Origin of the sequence: Rhodococcus sp. NPDC127527, assembly GCF_042672245.1 — a bacterium.
Taxonomy (GTDB): domain Bacteria; phylum Actinomycetota; class Actinomycetes; order Mycobacteriales; family Mycobacteriaceae; genus Rhodococcus_G.
In genome coordinates this window covers 44,169-67,249 of sequence record NZ_JBHXVP010000009.1, presented here as the reverse complement: position 1 = coordinate 67,249, position 23,081 = coordinate 44,169, and the positions used below count along the sequence as shown (strand labels likewise).

General features: G+C 70.5%; 21 protein-coding genes. 13 read left to right on the top strand and 8 right to left on the bottom strand.

Going from position 1 to position 23,081, the window contains the following annotated elements; translation table 11 throughout:
* Window positions 1-7: 7 nt before the first annotated feature.
* On the bottom strand, window positions 8-1,504 hold the full coding sequence (gene mqo / locus ACFVH2_RS16235; RefSeq protein WP_378426489.1) for a malate dehydrogenase (quinone): 1,497 nt from the start codon (window positions 1,502-1,504) through the stop codon (window positions 8-10).
* A 93-nt stretch (window positions 1,505-1,597) separates the two neighbouring features.
* Here mqo and ACFVH2_RS16230 point away from each other — a divergent pair, with 93 nt between their 5' ends.
* Window positions 1,598-2,521, top strand: coding sequence for a LysR family transcriptional regulator (locus tag ACFVH2_RS16230; RefSeq protein ID WP_378426487.1), 924 nt, complete (start codon window positions 1,598-1,600; stop codon window positions 2,519-2,521).
* Between the two features lie 76 nt (window positions 2,522-2,597).
* On the opposite strand, the gene ACFVH2_RS16225 is transcribed toward ACFVH2_RS16230, so the two are convergent.
* Window positions 2,598-3,173, bottom strand: coding sequence for a pentapeptide repeat-containing protein (locus ACFVH2_RS16225; RefSeq protein ID WP_378426485.1), 576 nt, complete (start codon window positions 3,171-3,173; stop codon window positions 2,598-2,600).
* A 10-nt stretch (window positions 3,174-3,183) separates the two neighbouring features.
* Window positions 3,184-3,489 (bottom strand): meromycolate extension acyl carrier protein AcpM, encoded by a 306-nt coding sequence (gene acpM / locus ACFVH2_RS16220; RefSeq protein ID WP_378426483.1) that lies wholly within the window; start codon window positions 3,487-3,489, stop codon window positions 3,184-3,186.
* Window positions 3,490-3,662: 173 nt separating this feature from the next.
* Here acpM and ACFVH2_RS16215 point away from each other — a divergent pair, with 173 nt between their 5' ends.
* Window positions 3,663-4,259, top strand: a complete 597-nt coding sequence (locus tag ACFVH2_RS16215; RefSeq protein ID WP_378426481.1) for a TetR/AcrR family transcriptional regulator — start codon at window positions 3,663-3,665, stop codon at window positions 4,257-4,259.
* A gap of 39 nt (window positions 4,260-4,298) precedes the next feature.
* Here the strand turns inward: ACFVH2_RS16215 and ACFVH2_RS16210 are convergent, their stop codons facing one another.
* Both ACFVH2_RS16210 and ACFVH2_RS16205 read right to left on the bottom strand, forming a co-directional pair.
* On the bottom strand, window positions 4,299-4,751 hold the full coding sequence (locus tag ACFVH2_RS16210) for a PaaI family thioesterase (RefSeq protein ID WP_378426479.1): 453 nt from the start codon (window positions 4,749-4,751) through the stop codon (window positions 4,299-4,301).
* 221 nt (window positions 4,752-4,972) lie between these two features.
* Window positions 4,973-5,719, bottom strand: a complete 747-nt coding sequence (locus tag ACFVH2_RS16205) for a hypothetical protein (RefSeq protein WP_378426477.1) — start codon at window positions 5,717-5,719, stop codon at window positions 4,973-4,975.
* A gap of 154 nt (window positions 5,720-5,873) precedes the next feature.
* Here ACFVH2_RS16205 and ACFVH2_RS16200 point away from each other — a divergent pair, with 154 nt between their 5' ends.
* From ACFVH2_RS16200 to ACFVH2_RS16175, 6 genes are all read left to right on the top strand, one after another.
* Window positions 5,874-7,334 carry a FecCD family ABC transporter permease gene (locus tag ACFVH2_RS16200; protein WP_378426476.1) on the top strand — a complete coding sequence of 487 codons (1,461 nt, stop codon included), beginning with the start codon at window positions 5,874-5,876 and terminating at the stop codon, window positions 7,332-7,334.
* A gap of 110 nt (window positions 7,335-7,444) precedes the next feature.
* Window positions 7,445-8,440, top strand: coding sequence for a FecCD family ABC transporter permease (locus ACFVH2_RS16195; RefSeq protein ID WP_378426637.1), 996 nt, complete (start codon window positions 7,445-7,447; stop codon window positions 8,438-8,440).
* Entirely contained in the window at window positions 8,437-9,264 is an 828-nt protein-coding gene (locus tag ACFVH2_RS16190) for an ABC transporter ATP-binding protein (protein ID WP_378426474.1), read from the top strand. Before ACFVH2_RS16195 ends, ACFVH2_RS16190 begins: the two co-directional genes overlap by 4 nt.
* A 133-nt stretch (window positions 9,265-9,397) precedes the next feature.
* Window positions 9,398-9,976, top strand: a complete 579-nt coding sequence (locus ACFVH2_RS16185) for a carboxymuconolactone decarboxylase family protein (RefSeq protein WP_378426472.1) — start codon at window positions 9,398-9,400, stop codon at window positions 9,974-9,976.
* Window positions 9,973-10,836, top strand: coding sequence for an RNA polymerase sigma-70 factor (locus ACFVH2_RS16180; RefSeq protein ID WP_378426470.1), 864 nt, complete (start codon window positions 9,973-9,975; stop codon window positions 10,834-10,836). Before ACFVH2_RS16185 ends, ACFVH2_RS16180 begins: the two co-directional genes overlap by 4 nt.
* Before the next feature lie 50 nt (window positions 10,837-10,886).
* Entirely contained in the window at window positions 10,887-11,660 is a 774-nt protein-coding gene (locus tag ACFVH2_RS16175) for a thioesterase family protein (RefSeq protein ID WP_378426468.1), read from the top strand.
* 25 nt (window positions 11,661-11,685) lie between these two features.
* Here the strand turns inward: ACFVH2_RS16175 and ACFVH2_RS16170 are convergent, their stop codons facing one another.
* Both ACFVH2_RS16170 and ACFVH2_RS16165 read right to left on the bottom strand, forming a co-directional pair.
* Window positions 11,686-14,271, bottom strand: coding sequence for a bifunctional lysylphosphatidylglycerol flippase/synthetase MprF (locus ACFVH2_RS16170; RefSeq protein WP_378426466.1), 2,586 nt, complete (start codon window positions 14,269-14,271; stop codon window positions 11,686-11,688).
* Window positions 14,238-15,545, bottom strand: a complete 1,308-nt coding sequence (locus tag ACFVH2_RS16165) for an alpha/beta hydrolase (protein ID WP_378426465.1) — start codon at window positions 15,543-15,545, stop codon at window positions 14,238-14,240. The genes ACFVH2_RS16170 and ACFVH2_RS16165 overlap by 34 nt, the downstream gene beginning before the upstream one ends.
* Before the next feature lie 133 nt (window positions 15,546-15,678).
* Between ACFVH2_RS16165 and ACFVH2_RS16160 the strand changes: the two genes are divergently transcribed.
* From ACFVH2_RS16160 to gndA, 4 genes are all read left to right on the top strand, one after another.
* Entirely contained in the window at window positions 15,679-16,101 is a 423-nt protein-coding gene (locus ACFVH2_RS16160) for a BlaI/MecI/CopY family transcriptional regulator (protein WP_378426463.1), read from the top strand.
* 26 nt (window positions 16,102-16,127) lie between these two features.
* A complete protein-coding gene (locus tag ACFVH2_RS16155) occupies window positions 16,128-17,072 on the top strand; it encodes a M56 family metallopeptidase (RefSeq protein ID WP_378426461.1) in 945 nt (314 codons plus the stop codon).
* A gap of 244 nt (window positions 17,073-17,316) precedes the next feature.
* Window positions 17,317-19,305, top strand: a complete 1,989-nt coding sequence (locus ACFVH2_RS16150; protein WP_378426459.1) for a DEAD/DEAH box helicase — start codon at window positions 17,317-17,319, stop codon at window positions 19,303-19,305.
* A gap of 145 nt (window positions 19,306-19,450) precedes the next feature.
* Window positions 19,451-20,902, top strand: coding sequence for an NADP-dependent phosphogluconate dehydrogenase (gene gndA, locus ACFVH2_RS16145; RefSeq protein WP_378426457.1), 1,452 nt, complete (start codon window positions 19,451-19,453; stop codon window positions 20,900-20,902).
* A 178-nt stretch (window positions 20,903-21,080) separates the two neighbouring features.
* Here the strand turns inward: gndA and ACFVH2_RS16140 are convergent, their stop codons facing one another.
* Window positions 21,081-21,545 (bottom strand): DUF4262 domain-containing protein, encoded by a 465-nt coding sequence (locus tag ACFVH2_RS16140; protein WP_378426456.1) that lies wholly within the window; start codon window positions 21,543-21,545, stop codon window positions 21,081-21,083.
* A 200-nt stretch (window positions 21,546-21,745) separates the two neighbouring features.
* Here ACFVH2_RS16140 and ACFVH2_RS16135 point away from each other — a divergent pair, with 200 nt between their 5' ends.
* On the top strand, window positions 21,746-23,077 hold the full coding sequence (locus tag ACFVH2_RS16135; RefSeq protein WP_378426454.1) for a DEAD/DEAH box helicase: 1,332 nt from the start codon (window positions 21,746-21,748) through the stop codon (window positions 23,075-23,077).
* Window positions 23,078-23,081: the final 4 nt, after the last annotated feature.

Below are 23,081 nucleotides of genomic sequence, written 5' to 3'. Positions count from 1 at the left end.
GCCTGGATCACGCCGCGCCCAGAATTCGCCCGGTGCGGTCGAGGTTGCTGTCGACGGTGTGCTGGTCTGCGTCCACTCGGGTCCCGATGCCGGGCATGAGCGCCTGCAACGTCGGCTCCCATCCGTCGTAGCGGTCGGGGAAGCAGGTGGCGAGGAGGTCGACCATCACGGACGGCGCGATCGAGGCACCGGGTGAGGCGCCGAGCAGTCCGGCGATGGTGCCGCCGGCGCCGGTGACCAGTTCGGTCCCGAAGGTCAGAACGCCGACCTTGCGGGGGTGGGGTTTGATCAACTGCGCGCGTTGGCCGGCCTGGACGAGCTCCCAGTCGTCGGGGTCGGCGCCGGGGTAGAACCGCTTCAGCTGTGCGAACTTTCGTCGTCGTGATGCCAGCAACTCACCGATCAGGTACCGCAGCAGCGGCAGGTTCTGGACACCGACGGCGACCAGCGGTGCGATGTTGCGCGGTCGGATTGTGGTGAACAGGTCGACGAGCCTGCCGTGTTTGAGGAGTCTGGTGCTGAAGGTGGCGTAGGGCCCGAACATCAGCGACGGGAGCCCGTCGACGACTCGCTTGTCGAGGTGGGGCACCGACATCGGTGGGGCACCGACGGAGGCTTGGCTGTAGACCTTCGCGTCGTGCTGTGCGACGACGTCGGGGTTGCCGGTGCGCAGGAACTGCGCACCGAGTGGGAACACCGCGTACCCACGAACCTCCGGGATCCTGGCCTTCTGCAGGAGCTCGAGGGCATATCCGCCGGCACCGACGAAGACGAACCGGGACCTGATCCGGAAGCGGTCGCCGCCGCTACGGTCGCGGCCCGTCACGGTCCACAGACCGTCGACTCCCCTCGCCATTCGGGAGACGTCGTGGCGCAGGCGGACCTGCGCCCCGCGTCCGGCCATGGCCTGGACCAGGGCCCGGGTCAGGGCGCCGAAGTCGACGTCGGTGCCGTCCTCGTAGCGCGTCGCGGCGATCGGCTCGTTGTCGGTGCGGCCGTCCACCAACAGTGGCGCCCAGCGGCGGATCATGTCGGGGTCCTCGGTGTACATCATCGCCGAGAACAGCGGCGAACGCTGCAGGGTGGCGAACCGTTGCCGCAGGTAGTCGACGTCGCGATCGCCGAAGACGACGTCCATGTGCGGGGTCGGGTTGATGAACGACGCGGGGGTGGGCAGGTCGCCGCCCTCGACGAGCGCGGCCCAGAACTGACGTGAGAGATGGAACTGGCGTCCGATGGCCTCGGCCTTCCCCGAGTCCCCGGGATCGGGCATGTAGTTGAGCTCGCACAGCCCGGCATGGCCGGTGCCGGCGTTGTGCCACGGACCCGAACTCTCGCCCGCGAGCTCGCCGAGACGCTCGAGCACGACGATCGACCAGTCGGGCTGCAACCTGGCGAGCAACGCCCCGAGCGTCGCGGACATGATGCCCCCACCGACGAGGACGACGTCGACCACCTCGCGGTCGATAGCCGTTCCCGCGCTGCCCGATTCACTGTGGTCCATGGGATCGCACTCCTTGTCGCCGGTGGTGCTCCTCAGGGTGCTCCCGGACTTCTCATCCGTCCAATGACCAGATCGAGGTCATATGATCCGAATGTGGATCGGTTTCTGTCGGACGAGGCCGCGGCCGCGGTTCCACTGCTTGCCGCCTTCGACGCCGCCGCCCGCGAAGGCCACATCACCCGGGCAGCGGACCTCCTCGGCGTGCCGCAGTCGTCACTGAGCCGGCGCATCAAGGCCCTGGAACAGACGCTGGGCGTGCCCCTGTTCCAACAGGTCGGACGCGGAGTCTCCCTCACCACCGCCGGGCGCGAACTTCACGAACGAACGCGCGACCTGGTGTGGGCACTCGACGACGCCGTGAGCGCGGTGCGCAGCAACGCCGACCCCGACAGCGGACTCGTACGATTCGGCTTTCCGCTCACCCTCGGACCGGTGAGCATCCCGTCGCTGCTCGCCGAATTCCACCGTGTCGCTCCGAGAATCCGACTGCACCTCGTACAGGCGCACGGTGAAGCGCTCGCCGCAATGGTGCGCGATGGCCGCATCGATCTCGCGGTCATCATCCCGCCACCCGACGACCTTCCCGTGACGGTCCTGGGGCACCAGCGCATCCTGCTCCACGTCGCACGCACCCACCCGCTGGCCGGACACACACAGGTCGATCTCGCGGACCTCTCCGAAGAGCACTTCATCGCCAGCCCACCGTCCTACCAACTACGCCAGATCCTCGACTCGCACTGCGCCGAAGCAGGATTCACCCCACACGTAGCATTCGAGATCAGCGAGTTCGAGACGATCCGAGTCCTCGTCGGCCACGGACTCGGCATCGCCGCACTGCCGGCCGCGGAAACCCCTCACTCCGAACTCGTGAGCATTCCCCTGTCCGGGATGAGCGACCGGACCATCGGACTCGCCACGGGCATTCACCGACCGACCGCCGCCGTGGCTCGACTACACGACCACATCACCCACCGCGCAGACGAATTCATCACGAACGCGACCGGATCTGCTGGGTGAGCGCTCACTGCATGCGTCGGGGACGGAACGAGCGATCTGCACCCTGAACTCATCCAGATGCGCCGATCGGAGTAGGTCAGTAGGGCGCCGTGCCGTCCGGCAGCGTGACGTCGGTGAGATCGGCACCGTCGAGGACCGCACCGGCGAGGTTCGCCCCGGTCAGGTTGGCCTTGGCCAGGTACGTCCCGATCAGGGTCGCGCCGGTCAGGTCGGCGTCGCCGAGGTACGCGCCGGTCATGTACGCGCCGGAGAGGTCCGCTCCCGCGAGAGTCGCGTGCCCGAGGAACGTCGACGTCAGATACGTCATCGTCAGGTCGGCGTCCCGCAGGTCGGCCCGGGTGAGGTACGCACCGGTGAAGTTGGCGTCATGCGCGAGAACGCCGGCGAGATCGGCCCTCGTCAGGACGGCGCCGAGGAACTCGGCGGAGGTCAGGACTGCCCCTGCGAGGGTGGCGTCGGTGAGGTCGGCTCCCGACAGGTCGGCACCGGTGAGGTCGACGCCGGCCAGGTTCGCACCCGCAAGATTTGCGCCCGCGAGGTCGATGTCGACGAGATCGACGATCCCCGAGTCGTGCACCGCCCGTAGGGAGTTCCATGTGTCGAGATCCGAACGGAGCAGGTCGAGAGGACTCGCCTGCGGTGTCGATGTCACCGGGTGCCCGCTACTCGGCCCGCCCTTGTTCGACCTTCGCCTTCAGCTCCGACGCAAGCTCGGAGTTCTCGCCTTCCATCTTCTGGACGTAGGTCACCGCCTCGCCGACGGTCCTCAGACGCTGCATGTCCTCGTCGGGGATCGTGACGCCGTACTTGTCCTCGAGCTGCACGGCGATCTCGACCAGCGACAGCGAGTCGATGTCGAGGTCGTCGACGAACGACTTCTCGATCGTCACCTCGGTTGGCTCGATGCCGGTCACCTCCTCGACGATCTCGGCGATACCAGCGACGATCTGCTCCTGGGCGGTAGCCATGAGTACCCCTTCTAGCTGCACGGGAAGTCGGCAAGGACCGGACCAACCAGTCCGACACGACCCGTCACCTCGACCGGAGGAGATTCCGAGCGCAGGCGAGTCATGCGATCAGGTTGACAGCGTCAACCTAGCATCGGCTTGTTGACAGCGTCAACCACCTCTATCCTCGGAAAATGCAGGAAAGTACCCGGGACACTCGTCGCGCGTTGATCGACGCGGCCAGCGACCTCCTCGCGCAGGGCGGGCCGGCTCACGTGACGCTGCGAGCGGTCGGGGCGGCGGCCGACGTGTCGCGGACGGCGCCGTACCGCCACTTCCAGGACAAGGACGACCTGCTCAGCACGGTGGCCGCCGAGAACCTCGCCGTCCTGACGACGGAGATGCAGCGTGCGGCCGCGGACACCACGACCGACTCGACCCCGCTGTTTCGCGCCTGCCTGGCCTACGTTCGCGTCGCGTGGGAGTTCCCGAACCACTACCGGCTCGAGTTCGGAGGCGACTACGCGATCAAGCCGAGCCCGGTGCTGGAGGTCGCCGCCGTCGACTTCAACGGGCACTTCAACGAACTCGTCGTCGAGGCGCAGCGGAGCGGCACCCTCGTCGCAGATGACGCCCGGGACGTCGGCCCGCTGCTGTGGGTCCTGCTCCACGGACTGGCCATGTCCAATCACCTGGTCGTCGACCGAGGGTGCGAACCCCGGAAGGGGTACGACGTGGCAGACATGGAGCGCGTACTCGCACTGGCCCTGCGAAGCCTCGCGCCGCACTGAGTGCCGATCCGCCTCGAGCGGATCGACACTCACGCCGAATCAGCTTCCGAGCCGGTCCATTTCGGTAACGTTCGCGAGCCGGACCTGACCGCGCGCGATCAGCCTGTCTCGCTCGTCGACGACCGCGACCTGCCAGAGCTGCTGGGTGCGCCCCCGGTGCACGGGGGTCGCCTCAGCGAACAGGGTTCCCTCGCGGACCGCACGCAGGAAGTCGGTGTTGTTGTTGACACCGACGACGTGGCCGCGGTCGGCCAGCCAGATACCGCCGCCGATGCTGGCGAGCGTCTCGATGACCGAGCAGTACACGCCGCCGTTGACGATCCCGGCCGGCTGGTGGTGTTCGGGACGCGCCGCCCACTGCGCCCGCACCCGGTCGCCGCTCAGTTCGGTGTACTCGAGCCCGAGGACCTCACCGAAGCCCTTGTTCAGGAAGGGGGTCGCCTGCGCGGGATCCACCGTGGCCAGGTCACCGATCGAGACCGCGTCGCTCATGTTCCACTCCATCGTTCACGAACCGCCCTCGTCGACGGCCCTGCCCACTCAGTGCTACACGACGACGCGGCGAGGCACGCACGCGGCACCGCAGGAATGGCGACGGGCCCCGCACCTTGCGATGTGGGGCCCGTCACGGGAAGGACCGGGAGTCACTGCAGCCCTCAGGACTCCGGCACGGTCCGGTAGTTCGTCGCCCTACGACCATAGGGCAGCCTGCCCTAACTTGCAAGGGCGGCCGTGAGCCGTCGCCGAATCGGCTGCCGCTCGGCCCGCGCCCGGACCGGGACTCCCGCGGCCTCGAACGCGTCGAGCAGGCCCTGCCCCCGGCGCGCGGCGACCGACTCGGGCACGCCTCCGAGTGCCGGCATCCGCGTCGCGACGCCGAGCACGGACTCCCCCACCATCGCCCACAGCAACCCGCGATCGACGGGAGCCACCTCGCCGAGCGCATCGAACACGGCCGCGAGCGCGGTTCGGCATCGGCAGGCGGTCCACATCAGCAGCGCACGCTCACACGGCAGCGTCACCGCGGCCGGCGAGTCGGACCAGCGGTCGCCCGGTAGCACCCGCAGGACGGGATCGGCCACTCCGGCCCAGTCGATGCAGCCGTCGCTGTCCATGTGGATCCACAGGTTGTCCAACCCCGCATCCCAGGACCGACCCTCGAGCACCACCAGCGCCGCGACCCGCCCGACCACCGCATGGATCAGCGCTGCCGCCACCTCGGCCCCCGCGGCCTCGAGATCGCCGACGTCCTCGAACGCCCGCGCGACCATCCGGTGCAGTCGATCCCCGCGAATCCCCTGAGCGAGGGCCCACCAGCGACGCTTGGGCTGCTCGGCCATGTCCGCGATCGCATAGACCCGCGGATAGTCCCGGTGCACCGCCCGCAGTCGGGTACAGGACTCGTCGAGCGCGGCGGTCGGCCGGAGTACTGCTCCTTCGCGTACGGCGGTCACTGACACGGCACCCTCCTTGGTCGTCGAGCCGAGGCCCGCGAATCTTCGAATGAAGGTTAGCCTAACCATAAGTTGGCCGCCGGACGCGACCCGGCCCTCCGCTCAAGATAGGGTTCCGTAACCTAAGCTCGATCCGATTCGCCGACCAGGAGCACACGCCGTGACAACCACCCCCGACACCGGTTCGGTTGCCGCGCACCCCCGCTCCCGCGAGGAGTTCGGCGCCGACGCCGTCCCCCGCGGCCCCGCGCCCGGCTGGCGACGATTCTGCGCGGCCGGCGCGGACCTCGCGATCGTCGCGGTACCGCTGGTCGTGGGCTGGTACCTGGTGACCGCGCTGCGCGACGCGAACGGCGGCGGCCAGATGGACCGTCTCGTCTTCGGTGGCGTCGCCGTGGCCGTCGCGGCCGCGCTGCTGGTGTGGAACCGCGGTGTCCGCGAGGGCAACACCGGCCGGAGCCTCGGCAAGGGCTGGCTCGACCTGATCACCCGCGACGCCGTCACCGGCGACCCGCTCGGACCGCGCCGGGCGCTGCTCCCCCGCACCGGCACCGAGGTCGTCCGGTCCGCGACCGCGTACGCGGAGGGCTTCACGCCGGTCGCCGCCGACAACACCCTCCCCGCGATCCGGCGGCGGCGCCTGCTCGGCCTCGCCGCGCTGACCCTGCTGCTCGTCGCCACCGTGCTCGCGAGCATCGCCGTCGGCGCACGACCGATGGACTTCGCCGAGATCTTCCACGCCGTCTTCACCCCGACCGGGACCGACACCGACCTGGTGGTGCGGACGCTGCGCGTCCCCCGCACCGCGCTCGCCCTCGCCGTCGGCGTCGCCCTCGGCATCGCCGGCGCCCTGATCCAGGGCCACACCCGCAACCCGCTCGCCGACGCGGGCCTGCTCGGCCTCAACGCGGGCGCGGCGCTGTTCGTCGTGATGTCGATCTACCTGTTCGGGCTCGCCGGACCGAGCCAGTACCTCTGGTTCGCCTTCGCCGGCTCGCTGGCCGCCAGCGTCGTCGTGTTCGGCGTGTCGGCGATCGGCAACGGCCGGTCCAGCCCACTGAGCCTCGCGCTCGCCGGCGCCGCGGTCACGATGTTCCTGTCCGCCATGACCCAGACCGTCATCATGCTCGACCAGACCAGCCTCGACGGGTACCGCTTCTGGGTGGTCGGCTCGGTGGCCGGACGCGGACCCGAGGTGCTCTGGCAGGTGCTGCCGTTCCTGGTGATCGGTGTCCTGATCGCCCTGGCGAGCACGCCCAGCCTGAACGTGCTCAGTCTCGGCGAGGACGTCGCCCGCGGACTCGGCACCAACATCGCGCTCAGCCGCGCCGTCGGCATCGTCGCCATCGTCCTGCTCACCGGCGCCTCGACCGCGGCCTGCGGACCGATCGCCTTCGTCGGCCTCGTCGTGCCGCACGTGGCCCGCTCCATCACCGGCCCCGACTACCGCTGGCTCGTCCCCTACGCCGGCCTCCTCGGCGGCATCATGGTGCTGCTCGCCGACATGATCGGCCGCGTCGTGGTCCGTCCCGGCGAACTGCAGGTCGGGATCGTGCTGGCCATGTTCGGCGCGCCGTTCTTCATCGCGCTGGTCCGGCGCAGGAAGCTGGTGTCCCTGTGAGCCTGACCGACGAGACCGTCGATGCGGTCGGGGAACCGGGCCTGCCCACCACCGTTCCCGCCCGTCCGCCGTTCCGGGTCGGCCGGATCTCGCTGGTTCGGCGCACCTCGATGGTCGTGATCACCGTCGCGTTGCTGGCCGCGGCGTTCGTGCTGCTGTGCGTCAACATCGGCCGCGGCGAGTTCTCGATCCCGGTCCCGACCGTCGCCGACGTCCTCCTCGGCGGCGGTACCAAGGTCGAGCGGTTCATCGTGATGGACCTGCGCCTGCCGCGCGGGCTGACCGCACTGCTGACCGGTGTCGCGCTCGGCATCTCCGGGGCCGTCACACAGTCCGTCCTGCGCAATCCGCTCGCCAGCCCGGACCTGCTCGGCATCACGGCGGGCGCCAGTGCCGCCGCGGTCACCCTGATCGTCGTCGCCGGGGGCGGCGCCTTCGTCGGCACGCTCGCGACGCTGGGTATCCCCCTCGCGGCGCTCCTCGGCGGGATCGTCACCGCGGTGGCGATCTACGCGCTCGCGTGGCGCGGCGGGGTGCAGGGCTACCGCATCGTGCTCATCGGCATCGGGGCGAACGCGATGCTCATCGCCGCCATCCAGTGGATGCTGATCTCCGCGGACATCAACGACGTGGCCCGCGCCCAGGTCTGGCTCAACGGTTCACTCAACGGCAGCGACTGGGCGCAGGTGTGGCCGGTCGCGATCGGCGTCGCGGTGGTCGGCACGATCGCGCTCGCGTCGTCCCGCACCCTCGGCGCGCTGCGCCTCGGCGACGACAACGCCCGCGCCCTCGGGGTGCGACTGGAGGCCGGCCAGGCGGTGCTGCTGCTGGCCGCGGTCGCGCTGGCGGCCATCGCCACCGCGGCGGTCGGACCGATCGGCTTCGTCGCGCTCGCCGCACCGCAGGTCGCGATGCGTGTGCTGCGGACCCCCGGGCCGCCGATCCTCGCCTCCGGCCTCGTCGGCGCCGTGCTCGTCCTCGGCAGCGACGTCATCGGCCGGACCGTGCTGCCCGTCGAACTGCCGGTCGGCATCGTCACCTCCGCCCTCGGCGGGCCGTTCCTGATCTACCTGCTCATTCGCAACAATCGAAAGGTCTCGGCATGAGCGAGCACGCGACCCGACTGGCCGCCGAGAACCTCACGGTCGGCTACGGCGATCGGGTGATCGTCGACGGCCTCGACCTCGAGATCCCGACCGGCGTGGTGACCACCGTCATCGGCCCGAACGGGTGCGGCAAGTCGACGCTGCTGCGCTCGCTCGCCCGGCTGCTCAAGCCCAGGTCCGGGCAGGTCGTGCTCGACGGCCGGGCGATCTCGCAGATGCGCACCAAGGACGTCGCGCGCACCCTCGGCATGCTGCCGCAGGCACCGGTCGCACCGGAAGGCCTCACCGTCGCCGACCTGGTGGCGCGCGGCCGGCACCCGCACCAGTCGTGGCTGCGGCAGTGGTCCTCCGACGACGAGGCCGAGGTGGCGAAGGCGCTGGCCCTGACCGGGGTATCCGAGCTCGCCGACCGGTCGGTGGACCAGCTCTCGGGCGGGCAGCGGCAGCGCGCGTGGATCTCGATGGCCCTCGCGCAGGGCACCGACATCCTGCTGCTCGACGAGCCGACCACCTACCTCGACCTCGCTCACTCGGTCGAGGTGCTGGACCTGGTGGACCGGCTGCACGCCGAGCTCGGCCGGACCGTGGTGATGGTGCTGCACGACCTGAATCTCGCGATCCGGTACAGCGACCGGCTGGTGGTGATGTCGGAGGGGGCGATCGTCGCGCAGGGCACCCCGTCCGAGGTGATCTCGCCGGAGCTGCTCCTCGACGTGTTCGGGCTCGAGGCCCGCGTGATCGAGGACCCGGTCTCGGACCGTCCGCTGATCGTCCCGGTCGGCACCCGGCACGTGTACGGGTCGGTCGGCGGCCCGGTGGCCTGAGGCCATTTCGGGCAAAGCCCGAAATGGCCGAGCGTCATGTCCGCAGCTCCTCCTCCGGACATCCCATGGCGATGTCACATTCGATTCGTCACCGGTGTCTTCATGCCATGAGCAGGCAACCGGAGGAGGAATCATGACCGGCACTACCCGGATCCCGAAGGCAGAACTGACCGGCGTCTACGGCGCGATCGTCACGCGGATGTCCCGCAGGATGTTCGGCGACGTGCCCGAACCGGTCGCGGTGGCGTGGCACAACCGCAAGGTCCTCGACTTCAGCTTCGCCGTCGGCCGCAAGGCGCAGAAATGGGACCAGTGCGACGAGAACCTGAAGTCGTTCGCCCACATGGCGGTCGCCAGCCTGGTCGGCTGCAGCTTCTGCCTGGACTACGGCTACTTCCACGCCCACAACGAGGGACTCGACGTGAAAAAGGCGCGTGAGGTGCCCCGGTGGCGCACGTCGGAGGCCTTCACACCACTCGAGCGGGACGTCATGGAGTACGCCGAGGCGATGACACGGACCCCGCCGACGGTCACCGACGCACTGTCGGCCAGGCTGCTGGACGCGCTCGGCCCGGCCGCACTGGTCGAGCTGACCGCATTCGTCGCGCTGGCGAACCTCATGACCCGCACGAACACCGCGCTCGGCATCGAGTCGCAGGAGTTCTCGGCCGCCTGCGACCTCCCGCCGCTCGCCGTACCGTCGACCACATGACCGACGACCCGTTCGTCACCCACCGCGGCCTGCTCTTCACCGTCGCCTACGAGATGCTCGGCTCGGCCGTCGATGCCGAGGACGTCGTGCAGGAGACGTGGCTGCGGTGGACCGACGTCGACCAGGGTGAGGTGCGCGACCCGCGCGCCTATCTGGTCCGGATGGTCACCCGGCAGGCGCTGAACCGGCTCCGGTCGGTGGCCAGGCGCCGCGAGGACTACGTCGGGGAATGGCTGCCCGAGCCGCTGCTCACCAGCCCCGACGTGGCCGAGGACGTCGAGCTCGCCGAGAACGTCTCGATCGCGATGCTCACGGTGATGGAAACCCTGGGTCCGGCCGAGCGGGCGGTGTTCGTGTTGCACGAGGTGTTCGACACGCCCTATCCCGAGATCGCCGAGGCAGTGGGCAAGACGCCTGCCGCGGTCCGGCAGATCGCGCATCGTGCCCGCGACCACGTCGCTGCGCGGCGGCCGCGGATGCAGGTGGACCGAGCGCAGCAAAAGGCGGCCGTGGAGAAGTTCCTCGCCGCCGTCGCGACCGGTGACGTGCAGGCACTGCTTGCGGCGCTCGCCCCCGACGTGGTGGTGATCGCGGACGGCGGCGGCTTCGCGGCGGCGGCCCGCAAGCCGATCGTCGGGGCCGAGAAGGTGGCGCACTTCCTGGCCCGTGCCGCACGGATCCCGGACTTCGTGCCGACACCCGCGTGCTTGAACGGCATGCCGGCGATGCGGATCGACGTGGGTGGCGAGGTGACCGCGGTGAGCGTGGTGGTCGAGGACGGCCGTATCTCCCGGATCTACGCGGTCCGGAACCCGCACAAGCTCGGCTGGCTGGACAAGATGGCCGAGCTGCGGCGATGACGGCGCCACCTGGCTTGCGCAAACCATAGTCAGAACGTAGCCTTCTGACTATGGCGATTCAAAGTCAGCTCACCTCCTTTCCCACCACATTCGACAGCTCGTGGCGCGGATTCGGCGGCATCCACGGCGGCCTGGTCGTCGGGGCCCTGGCTCACGCCGCGGCCGTCGAACTGGACGCCACCCCCACGGCGGTGTCCGCGCACCTGAACGCCCCGGTGCCACCGGGCGAGTTCCGCATCGACGTCGCCGTCGAGCACCGCGGGCGCTCGACGGCGAGCGCGCGGTGCTCGATCGCAGGCTGCGCGACCGCCCTGGTCCGCCTGGACCGCTCACCGGAGTCCACCACCCTGTGGCCCGGCCCGCCCACACTCCCGGAGACCGACCCGGAATCCCTTCCACCGCTGGAGATCCCCGTCGACTTCGTGCCGTTCTCGCAGTACCTCGACATCCGGCCGGTGAACTCGGCCCGCCCGTTCGCCGGCGGCGACGTCCCCGAGTTCGACGTCTGGATCCGCCTAACCACGGACATCGCGTTCACACCCCAGGAGACCGCGGCGGTGCTGCTCGACGCGCTCCCGCCGGCGCTCTACGCCACCCGCACCACGCCGGACGCCATCCCGACCATCGAGTTCAGCGCCCACTTCCGGCCCGGAGCACCCGCCTCGACGTGGTACCGACTGCGGCAGCGCACCGTGTGGGCCACCGCCGAACTCTGCGTCGACGAGTCCGAACTGCACACCGCCACCGGCGAACTCGCCGGCCAGGCCCGGCAGTTGCGACGGATCCTCGACGGCGCGGCACCGACCACCGCACAGCGGTCGTGACAGGCCGCATGGCCAGGGCGGCGGTTCAGCTGCGAATCATCGTGCGCACCAACCGCATTCCCTGCCCGAACGAGACCTCCGGCAGGTAGGCCCGGCCGATCGCGTTGCCGATGCTCGGCAGCGCGCCGGGGTCCGCGAAGGTCATGTGCATCGGCACGTACTCGGGTTGGAACTTCGACTTGAACGCGAGCAGGGAGCGGAAGCCGTAGACCGGTTCGAGGGTGCGACCGAGCACGTCGAGGACCTTGTCCATGACGATGCCGAGAGCGGTCCGCTCGCGTTCCTCCTCCTCGTCCGCGCTCGCACCGGCCGGGTCCTCGACCTTCGCCAACGGCGCCCCGGACAGGCTGACGAACTCGGCGCCCTCCTCCTCGAGCAGCAGGGCCGCCGAGGCGATGAGGAACTCCATCGCGGGCCGGAAGCCCTCCGCGCGGCGCCGCATGAAGTCCAGCGTCCAGCCCACGACCTGGCCGTCCCGGTACACCGGCATCCACGAGGTGACGCCATGCACGGTGCGCTCGGCGTCGACCGCGATCAGGCAGCGCACCTGCGGGTCGTCGATCTCCTCGAGGCCGCCCAGGGTGAACCCCATCTCGGGCATCCCCTTGTCCGCGACCCACTCCTCCGAGATCGCGGTGATCTGGTCGGTGATGGCCAGCGGTGCGCTGGGGAAGCTGATCCACTCGGCGTGCACGCCCGCCTTCTTCGCGCGGTTGAGCGCGGTCCGCACGTCCTGGAACTTCTTGCCGGTGAAGGCGAGCCCGTCCAGTCGCAGCACGGTCTCCTCGGCGACCTGGATGCCCGCCCAGCCGATGCCGTCGGTCACCGCCCGCAGCTCCCCGGTGACGGAGTAGAAACACGGGATCCAGCCGTTGCCGGTGGCGAACTCGGCGAACTCGGTGACGTTCTCGCGCAGGCGTTCCCGGGGGCCGACCGGGTCGCCGGTGGTCAGCGCGACACCCGAGATCACCCGGTACGCGACGTAGCTGGTCCCGTCGGGGCTGAACCAGTACCGGTTGCCGCGCCAGGTGGTCATCCAGGACAGCGGGCTGCCGCTGCTCGAACGCAGCAGCGCGCGAGCCCGCTCGGCGTCGTCGGTCGCGGCGCCGTAGGCCGGCGTGAGGAACGTCATCAGCACCGCCGCACACACGACGGTCCAGAACAGCACCCCGGTCCATTCGTAGAGCAGGGTGGTGACCGCGCTGTCGGGCAGGAACTGCGGATCGAGCCACTGCAGGTACACCGGCGGGATCAGCCGCTGCGGGTAGTCGACGAGCAGCGATCCGAAGCCCGGCCGGCGGTCGAAGCCGCCGCCCGCGAGCATCGCGCCCGACACGTACCCCACGCCGAGCACCGCCGCGACCGCGAGGATCAGCAGCCACAGTCGCCGGTAGGTGCCACGCGGCGCGGACACGGTGAAGAAGCCCCGCGTGGCGACGAGCACCACCAGGATCGCGAGCGGGGTCAGGAACGGCGCCAGCGTCCGGTACAGGTTCGGCGAGTCGAGGCCGTAGAAGATCGACTCCTTCCCGACGAATCCGACGAACCGCACCGCGAAGTTGGCGAGCGAGAGCGCCAGCAGGATCGCCTGCGCCACGACCGCCGCGATCCAGGCGAACCGGCGTCCGCGGCGCAACCCGTCCGCGAGGACGAGCAGGAAGATCGACGGCATCAGGCTCAGCAGGGTGGGGCCGATGCCGCCCAGTCGCAACCCCAGCAGCCCGCGCCGGCACTCCTCGCTGCTGCGCGACTGCGCGCAGAACTCGCGGACCTCGTCGGGCGTCCACCCCACCCCGCGGAACAGCTCGCGCAGGACCGCGAGCGGGCCGACCGCGTTCGGCGACAGCGCAGCCAGGACGGGGCCGAGCGCGCTGGCCGCGACGACGAGCGCGACGAGGACCCGACCCTCGCGCTGGGTGCCGGTCAGCCGGGCACCACGCGCGGACCGCCCGACGATCCACGGCCCGATCAGCAGGCCGACCACCGCGGCGCTGAGCCGCACCATGTCCAGCAGGTGGCCGCTGAACAGGGCGAGCGTGATGAGCAGCGCGAGCAGGCCCACCCGCAGCCGACGCCGCCACAGCGTGTTCATGCCGGAACTGGCGACCATCACGACGCCTGCGATCCACGTCGTCGGCGACACCGCGGCACCGACGTGCAGTCGGAACCCCCAACCCTCGTCGACGAGCTTGACCGCGTCCGAGACACCGAGGGCGATCAGGGTGCCGAACACCTGGGTACACACCGCCGCGGCCGCGAACCTCGCCGACCCGATCCGGTGTTCGATCGGGGCGGCGACCACGACGATCAGCACCGTCGCGATCAGGTACCCGATCAGGCTGGGCGCGAACAGCCCGGAGGTCAGCGTCGTCCAGACCCGGCCGTGTTCGAACGGCATGATGCCGGCGGCGAAATGCCGCAGCACGTAGCGGGTCGGTCCACCGAGGCTCGACGTCGCGGCGCCGAGCACCCAGATCAGCACGAGCGCGCCGATGCTGACCGGCGCGCCCGATGCGCCCGACCGGACCAGGTCGACGATCCGCCGGGACTGCCGGTCCACCGCCGTGACCGCCGTCGTCACGAGACCAGTCCCATTCGCGTCGACAGCCATCCGAGTTCCTGCTCGAGGCCGGCGGACCACACCGCGAAGCTGTGGCCGCCGGGAACCTCGACCAGCCGCACGTCCATGCCGGCGCGCTGCGCCGCCTCGTACAGGGTGTGGACCCCCGGCTTGTAGTCCTTGTCGTCGCGCCCGACCACGAACACGCCCGCGGTGTTCGGGAACTTCTGCCGGGCCATCAGGTCCATCGGGTTGACGGCCCGGAACTGCGCCTCGTCACCACGGAACGCCGCGTCGAGGGTGCGCCGGTGGTCGCCGAGCGTCGGTTCCTCCTGGCCGGAGAGGTCGAGGAAGGTCGGGTACCGGTCGGGATGGTTGGTGGCCATCTGCAGCGCGCAGGTGCCGCCGTAGGACAGCCCGCCGATCGCCCACGCGCGGGGGTCGGGGTCGACCTGGAGATTGGCCGTGACCCACGCGGGCACGTCGGTGGCCAGGTACGTCGCGACGTTGCCGAGCGCCGAGTCGACACAGAGCGGGTTGGCGAGCTGGGAGCCGGTGGCGTCGGCGACGACGACAATCGGCGCGAGGCCCCGGTGGTCGGCGGCGAAGGCGTCCATGGTCTGGGCCAGCTTGCCGCCGTTGATCCAGTCCTCGGGCGAGCCCGGCTGGCCCGCCAGCAGGACGAGCACCGGAAGCTGTGGCCGCGGGTCCGCGAAGTAGGCGGGCGGCAGGTAGATCTGCGCGTCGCGGGCGGCGAATCCCGAGACCGCGCCGGGTATCCGCACGGCAGTGACCCGTCCGGCGGACGGCAGGTCCGGCGGCGGCTGCCACACGGTGTCCAACGGCTTCCCGACCACCGGATGCGGTTCGGCGGGAGGGACCGACGCGAAGTCGATCTCGTTGGGGTTCTCGACGCCGAGGGCGTCGCGAACCGTGGGATAGGCGTCGAAAACGAGGTTCACCGCGGACGCCGCAGCGGCGACGACCGCGAGTGCGGCGAGCACCGAGACCACCGTCCGCCAGGTTCGACGGTCCGCGAACAGTCTCGCCACCAGCAGCAGGAGCGCAAGAATGCCGAGCCCGATCCAGACGTAGATCGAGGTCTCGACGGGATCGGGGAACGGCCGCCACCACTTCTCGACCACGAGCCACAGCGCGACGGTGAGCACGAGTGCCGCGGTGCCGCAGAGGGGGATGGTGCGACGCCGGTAAGCGCGGGAACGGGTCGGCGCGACCAGCAGCCACACCCCGCCGAGCGCGCCGAGGCCGGTCAGGATCCACGGCAACGATCCCGAGATCAGGGACAAGCGGTAGAGCCAATCCACCTGGCAGCCTCTCGGTATCCGACCTGCACGATATGCCGCTGCACATCGTAGGGCGGCCACCCCACGTTTACACCCGGAGGCGTACGACGGCGGGTAGTACGCACATCCGTCGGACGATCCGTAGACTGTGGCCATGGCAGGACTAGGCGAGCTCGAGCGAGCAGTAATGGACCACCTGTGGTCCAGTTCCGAACCCCAGACGGTTCGGCAGGTGCACGAGGCGCTCGCCACCAGGCGGGAACTCGCGTACACCACCGTGATGACGGTGCTGCAGCGTCTCGCGAAGAAGAATCTGGTGGTCCAGCAGCGCGACGACCGCGCCCACCGCTACGTGCCGGTGCACGGCCGCGACGAGCTCGTCGCGAGCCTGATGTTCGACGCACTCGAGCAGGCCGACGCGTCCGAGGGACGGGCCGCGGCCCTGGTGAGTTTCGTCGGGAAGGTCGGCGCGGACGAGGCCGCGGCGCTGCGCGAGGCCCTGGCCGCGCTGGAGTCGTCGGACGCGGGCAAGCGTCACCTCCGCAGCGTCGACCCGGGGACCGATCGGGCCAGCTGACAATCGATGTGCATGATGGGTAGGCCATGAACCCCACCACCGCACTGGCCTTCGCTCTGATGGCCCTGCTCCTCGCAGGTCCGGTGCCCGCGGTCCTCGCCCGCGCCACCTGGCCCTACCGCGCGCCCGGCGCCGCGCTGGTGCTGTGGCAGGCGATCGCGATCGCGGCGGTGCTCTCCGCATTCAGTTCCGGGCTGGCGATCGCGACCCAGTTGCTCGTCCCCGGCAACGACGGAAGGCCGACGACGGCCCCGCTGGCGGAGATCGACGCGCTCGGCCTGCCGCTGTGGACCGCGTACGTCGTCGTGTTCGCCATCACCCTCCTCATCGGCGCGAAGCTGATGTTCTCGATCGCCACCGTCGCCGTGCGGACCCGTCGTCGACGGGCCCGGCACCGCATGCTCGTGGACCTGCTCGATCGTCGCGAGCCGACCCGCAGCCGGAACTCGAACCTGCGGGTTCTCGAGGCGGAGGAACCCATCGCCTACTGCCTGCCCGGCCTCCGCCAGCGGGTGGTCCTGAGCGAGGGCACCCTGTCCAGCCTCAGCCGGCCCGAGGTCAAGGCGATCCTGATGCACGAACGCTCGCACCTGCGGGCTCGCCACGATCTGGTGCTCGAGGCCTTCACCGCGGTGAACCAGGCCTTCCCGATGGTGGCGCGCAGCAAGTCCGCGCTCGGGTCCGTGCAACTGCTCGTCGAGATGCTCGCCGACGACGCCGCCGTGAAGGTCACCGGTCCCACCCCACTCGCCCGCGCACTGGTCGCGTGCGCCGGATCCAGCGCTCCGATGGGGGCGCTCGCCGCGGGCGGGCCGCACACCCTCACCCGGATCCAGCGGCTGTCGGCGACCGGCAGCGCGGTCCCGGTCGCCGCGGCGGCCTACCTCACCTCGGTGACGATCCTCGTGGTGCCGACGGTCGCGGTCGCGGTGCCGTGGCTGGTGGAGCTGAACCGTCTGTTCCACGGCTGAGTCGACAGTCACCGGGGTCACACCCGCCTGACGTGAGGTTGTCTAACGGCTCGCGTACACTGAACGACGGCCGCAATCGCGGTCCGAATCGATCGATACTCATTTTCAGGCACATCTCTGCCCGCCGTGCGGCGCCTCAGTCGGCGCCGATCCGCAGGCATCACGTGCCCTGGCTCGTCTCTTTGCGTGCTGCATGACAGCTCGCGCTCCGCGACGCGCCCGACGTCCGGAGAGGTAATTCCGCGTGACCAACGCTGTCCACATGTCTTCTGCTGCCCCCGTGTCCCCCGAGGAACCGAACGCCGCAACCGATGCCGCCCCGGCGACCGAGGCGACCGTCACCTTCGCCGAGATCGGCCTGCCCGCGCCCGTCGTCGCCGCGCTCTCCCGCAACGGCATCACCGTCCCCTCGCCGATCCAGGCGATGTCGGTGCCCGACGCGATCGCGGGCCGCAACGTGCTCGGCCGCGCCCAGACCGGCTCCGGCAAGACCCTCGCCTTCGGCCTGCCGATGCTCGCGCGTCTGGCGCAGCACGAGGACCGGCCGGCACCCAAGCGCCCGCGCGCGCTGGTCCTGGTGCCGACCCGCGAGCTCGCCGTCCAGGTCGTCGACTCGCTGTTCCCCTACGCGTCCTCGGTCGGGGTGAACGTGCGCGCCGCCGTCGGCGGCATGCCCTTCACCAAGCAGGTCGAGCAGCTGCGTCGGGGCGTCGACATCCTCGTGGCCACCCCCGGCCGCCTCGGCGACCACCTGCGGCAGGGCACCTGCGTGCTCGACGACATCGAGATCACCGCGCTCGACGAGGCCGACCAGATGGCCGACATGGGCTTCCTCCCGGAGGTTCGTTCCATCCTCGACGCGACCCGCCCCGACGGCCAGCGCCTGCTGTTCTCGGCGACCCTGGACCGCGAGGTGCAGTCGCTCGTGCGCCAGTTCCTGCCCGACCACGTCCAGCACTCCACCGAGGACGGCCGCGCGAGCGTGGACACGATGGAGCACTACGTGCTGCTCGTCGAGCGCGGCCAGAAGGATGTCGTGCTCGCCGAGATCGGCGCACGCGACGGCCGGACCATCATGTTCGCCCGCACCAAGCTCGGCTGCGAGGGCATCACCGATCGTCTTCGCGCCGTGGGCATTCCGGCCGAGGCGCTGCACGGCGGCAAGGCGCAGAACCAGCGCACCCGGGTGCTCGAGCGGTTCAAGAACGGTCGCACCCCGGTGCTCGTCGCCACCGACGTCGCCGCCCGCGGCATCCACGTCGACGGTATCGACCTGGTCGTGCACGTGGACCCGCCCGCCGACCACAAGGACTACCTGCACCGCGCCGGCCGCACCGCCCGCGCGGGCGAGAAGGGCACGGTCGTCGCGATCGTGCTGCCGAACCAGCGTCGCCTGGTCCGCAAGCTGACCGGCATGGCGGGTGTCGACGCGACCGCCGTCAACGTGACTCCCGGTTCCGAGGAGCTCGCGACCATCACCGGCGCGAAGGCGCCGAGCGGTGAGCCGGTGCGCGAGCAGCCCTCCCGCGGCGAACGGTCCTACAACGATCGTCCGCGTCGCGACGGCGGCTTCGACCGTCCGCGCCGTGACGGCGGTGGGTACCGCGGACAGTCCGGACCGCGCGGGGACCGGCCGCAGCGCAGCGAGGGCGGCTACCGCGGATCGAACGAGAACCGCTCCTACGGCGACCGCCCCCAGCGTGACGGCGGCTACCAGCGCTCGAACGAGAACCGCTCCAACGACAGCCGCTCCTACGGTGACCGGCCCCAGCGCAGCGAGGGCGGCTACCGCGGCGACCGCCCCCAACGCACCGAGGGCGGCTACCGCGGCGACCGCCCCCAACGCACCGAGGGTGGCTACCGCGGGGATCGCCCCCAGCGCACCGAGGGTGGATACCAGCGCTCCAGCGAGAGCCGTCCCTACCGCGACCGCCCCCAGCGCAGCGAGGGCGGCTACCGCGGATCGAACGAGAACCGCTCCTACGGCGACCGCCCCCAGCGCAGCGAGGGCGGCTACCGCGGGGATCGCCCCCAACGGTCCGAGGGTGGCTACCGCGGAGATCGCCCCCAGCGCACCGAGGGCGGCTACCGCGGATCGAACGAGAACCGCTCCTACGGCGACCGCCCCCAGCGCTCCGACCGTGCCGGCTCCACCGGTGGATCCGGCGGGTTCCGTAGCCGTACCGAGCGCCGCGCCTACGACGGGTTCGACGGGCCGCAGCGCGGTCGCTGACCCTCTGCCGCACCCGTAACCACGGACCGACCCGATGCCGCCGCCTGCCTGTGCAGGCGGCGGCATCGTCGTCTACGGGCCTGACGAGTCCAGGTTGCGAGACCTGAACTTTCGTTCCCTCGGCGCGCAGGGAAAGGTGTAGGGCATGACCGACAACACCTCTGCCCCAGCGCGGGCTCAGATCGGAGTCACCGGACTCGCCGTCATGGGCTCGAACATCGCCCGCAACTTCGCCCGTCGCGGCCACACGGTCGCCCTGCACAACCGCAGCGTCGCCAAGACCGACGCCCTGATCGCCGAGCACGGCGCCGAGGGCGACTTCGTCCGCACCGAGACCGTCGAGGAGTTCGTGGGTGCGCTGCAGAAGCCGCGCCGCGTCCTCATCATGGTCAAGGCGGGCGAGGCCACCGACGCGGTGATCGAGGAACTCGCCGCGGCGATGGAGCCGGGCGACATCATCATCGACGGCGGAAATGCGTTGTACACGGACACGATTCGGCGCGAGGCCGCGCTGCGTGAGCGCGGGCTGCACTTCGTCGGCGCCGGCATCTCCGGCGGCGAGGAGGGCGCACTCAACGGCCCGTCGATCATGCCGGGCGGGCCGAAGGAGTCCTACGCGGCACTCGGTCCCCTCCTCGAGTCGGTCGCTGCGGTGGTCGACGGCACCCCGTGCTGCACCCACATCGGCCCCGACGGCTCGGGCCACTTCGTGAAGATGGTGCACAACGGCATCGAGTACGCCGACATGCAGTTGATCGGCGAGGCGTACCACCTCTTCCGCGACGCGCTCGGACTGGACGCCGGACAGATCGCCGACGTGTTCACCGAGTGGAACGCCGGCACGCTCGAGTCCTACCTGATCGAGATCACCGCCGAGGTGCTGCGGCAGAAGGACGCCGCGACGGGTCAGGCCCTCGTGGACGTCATCGTCGATGCCGCCGAGCAGAAGGGCACGGGCCGCTGGACGGTCAAGTCCGCGCTCGACCTCGGTGTGCCGGTGACCGGCATCGCCGAGGCGGTCTTCGCCCGCGCGCTGTCCGGATCCCGCGAGCAGCGCAAGGCCGCGGTCGGTCTCGCGTCCGGCGCCCTCGGCGACAAGCCCGGCGACATCGCACAGTTCACCGAGGACATCCGCGCGGCGCTGTACGCGTCGAAGATCATCGCGTACGCCCAGGGCTTCGACCAGATCAAGGCCGGCAGCGTCGAGTACAACTGGGATCTGAAGCCCGCCGACCTCGCCACCATCTGGCGCGGCGGCTGCATCATCCGGGCCCAGTTCCTCAACCGCATCAAGGAGGCGTACGACGAGAACCCGGAGCTGCCGAGCCTCGTGTTGGCGCCGTACTTCCGTGAGGCCATCGAGACGGGTATCGACAGCTGGCGGCGGGTCGTGGCGACCGCGACGATGCTGGGCATCCCGGTCCCCGGGTTCGCCTCCTCCCTCTCCTACTACGACGGCCTGCGCGCCGAGCGCCTGCCCGCCGCGCTGACCCAGGGCCAGCGTGACTACTTCGGTGCGCACACCTACGAGCGCATCGACCGTCCCGGCAAGTTCCACACCCTCTGGAGTGGCGACCGCTCCGAGATCGAGGCGTAGCTCCCCCGGCGGTGACGTGCTCGACACGTCACCGCCGGCGCCGGGTCCCGTTCGGGATGGACCCCTCCCCTCGATGCGGTCGTGAAACCGCAGGTTCGATGCGGAGCCGACCGGATTCAAATGCCGATAAGCCGGATTATGACATTATTACTGCTCAAACGCCGTGGCCTCGCGAAATTCAGCACACGACCCGGCCGCCCGGCGGGGGGCCTAGCAGCGGCTGCACGATCGTCGATCCGGCAGGACCCTCCCACGGCAACTTCCCCTGACAGTCCGCCCACACCGCCTGGAGCGCGCTCACCTGCCCCTGTCCGTACAGTCCGACGGCACCGAGCAGCCAGGATTCGCACTCACGAACCTCGACCAGGAAGAGGTCGAGCCCGCCGGCGAAGATCCGCTCCCCCGGTCTGAGCGGGTCACCGCCCCAGAGTCGTTCGCCGAGTTCGTTGAGGACCGCCGCCGACTGGTCTGCGACCCGCCCCGTGACCACCACCTCCGGACAGTCGACCTCGGTCAGGCCGACCGTGTAGCAGAAGGCCGGGTGGATACCCTGGTCGTCGACGGCGGACTCCACGTACTGCAGCGCCCACCCGCACCGGTCGATCGTGCGCAGCAACCGTCGCCGCGCACGCTCCGGCGTCATACCGTCACAGATCTCGCACATACGTCCCCCCATGTCGAATGAATGTTCGAATCGCCATGGTGCGCCCGACCACCGACAGGAATGGAGCACACCCGGTCCGGGGCGTCGCGAGGAGCGGAACCGTCCGCGATTCCGGGTAGTGTCGACCTGCGCCGACCCGTCCCTCACTCTCGGCGGCGATCATCGGAGGCAACCGCGTCATGTCCATTCCCGCCACGACCGGGCCCACCTTCGCGGCACTCGGGCTGCCGCCGACGCTTGTCCAGTCACTGAACCGGGAGAAGATCACCGCCCCCTTCCCGATCCAGGCCGCAGTGATTCCCGACATCCTCGCCGGGCGGGACGTGCTCGGCCGCGGCCCCACCGGGTCCGGCAAGACCCTGGCCTTCGGACTGCCGATGCTCGTCCGCCTGGCGGGGGCACCGAGCGTGCCGAAACGTCCGCGCGGACTGGTGCTCGCACCGACGCGAGAGCTTGCGGCACAGATCGAACGGGCCCTCGACGAGTCCGCCCTCTCGCTGGGACTTCGCGTCGCCGTCGTCTACGGCGGGGTACCCACCAAGAATCAGGCGCAGCGCCTCGCTCGCGGGGTGGACCTGCTCGTCGCGACGCCGGGACGCCTCGCCGACCTGATCGACCAGGGCGCCGTCTCCCTCGCCGACATACGCGTGACGACGATCGACGAGGCCGACCACATGGCCGCGATCGGTTTCCTCCCCCAGGTGACCACGCTGCTCGACCGAACCCCGGCAGCCGGCCAGCGGCTCCTCTTCTCGGCCACCCTCGACGGCGACGTCGACACCCTCGTTCGCACGTACCTGCGTGACCCGGTGACGCACGCGACGACCGGCGCGGCCGCCGTCGTCGAGGGCACCGCGCACCACATGCTCTTCGTCTCGCGCGCCGACAAGCCGGCCGTCGTCGCGGAGATCGCCTCGCGACCCGGACGGACGATCATGTTCGCGCGCACCCAGCACGGTGTGGACCGGGTGGTCGCGCAGTTGCGCGCGGTCGGAGTCGCCGCGGGCGCACTGCACGGCGGCAAGTCGCAGAACTACCGTACCCACGCTCTCTCGGCGTTCAGCTCGGGCGAGACGCCGGTGCTCGTCGCGACGGACGTCGCGGCGCGCGGTATCCACGTCGACGACATTTCCCTCGTGGTGCACGTGGACCCGCCCGCCGACCCCAAGGACTACCTGCACCGCGCGGGCCGCACGGCCCGCGCCGGCGAGACCGGGACCGTGGTCACGCTGGTGACCGAGGACCAGCGCGAGGAGGTCGCGGCACTGACCCGCAAGGCGGGCGTGGACCTGGTCGGCGTCGACGTGCGCCCCGGGCATCCCCGGCTGACCGCGCTGACCGGCGCACGCACGCCGAGCGGGATCCCGGTCCCCGCCCCAGCCGCCCCCGAACCGGCACGGGCGACGAAGCCTGCCAGGCACGGCGACCGGCGCAAGCGACCCGGATCGACGACGGTGCGCGGCGGCCGCGGCGCGGGAACGAGCGGCGGGCGGCGTCGAGGAGGAAGCTGACCGG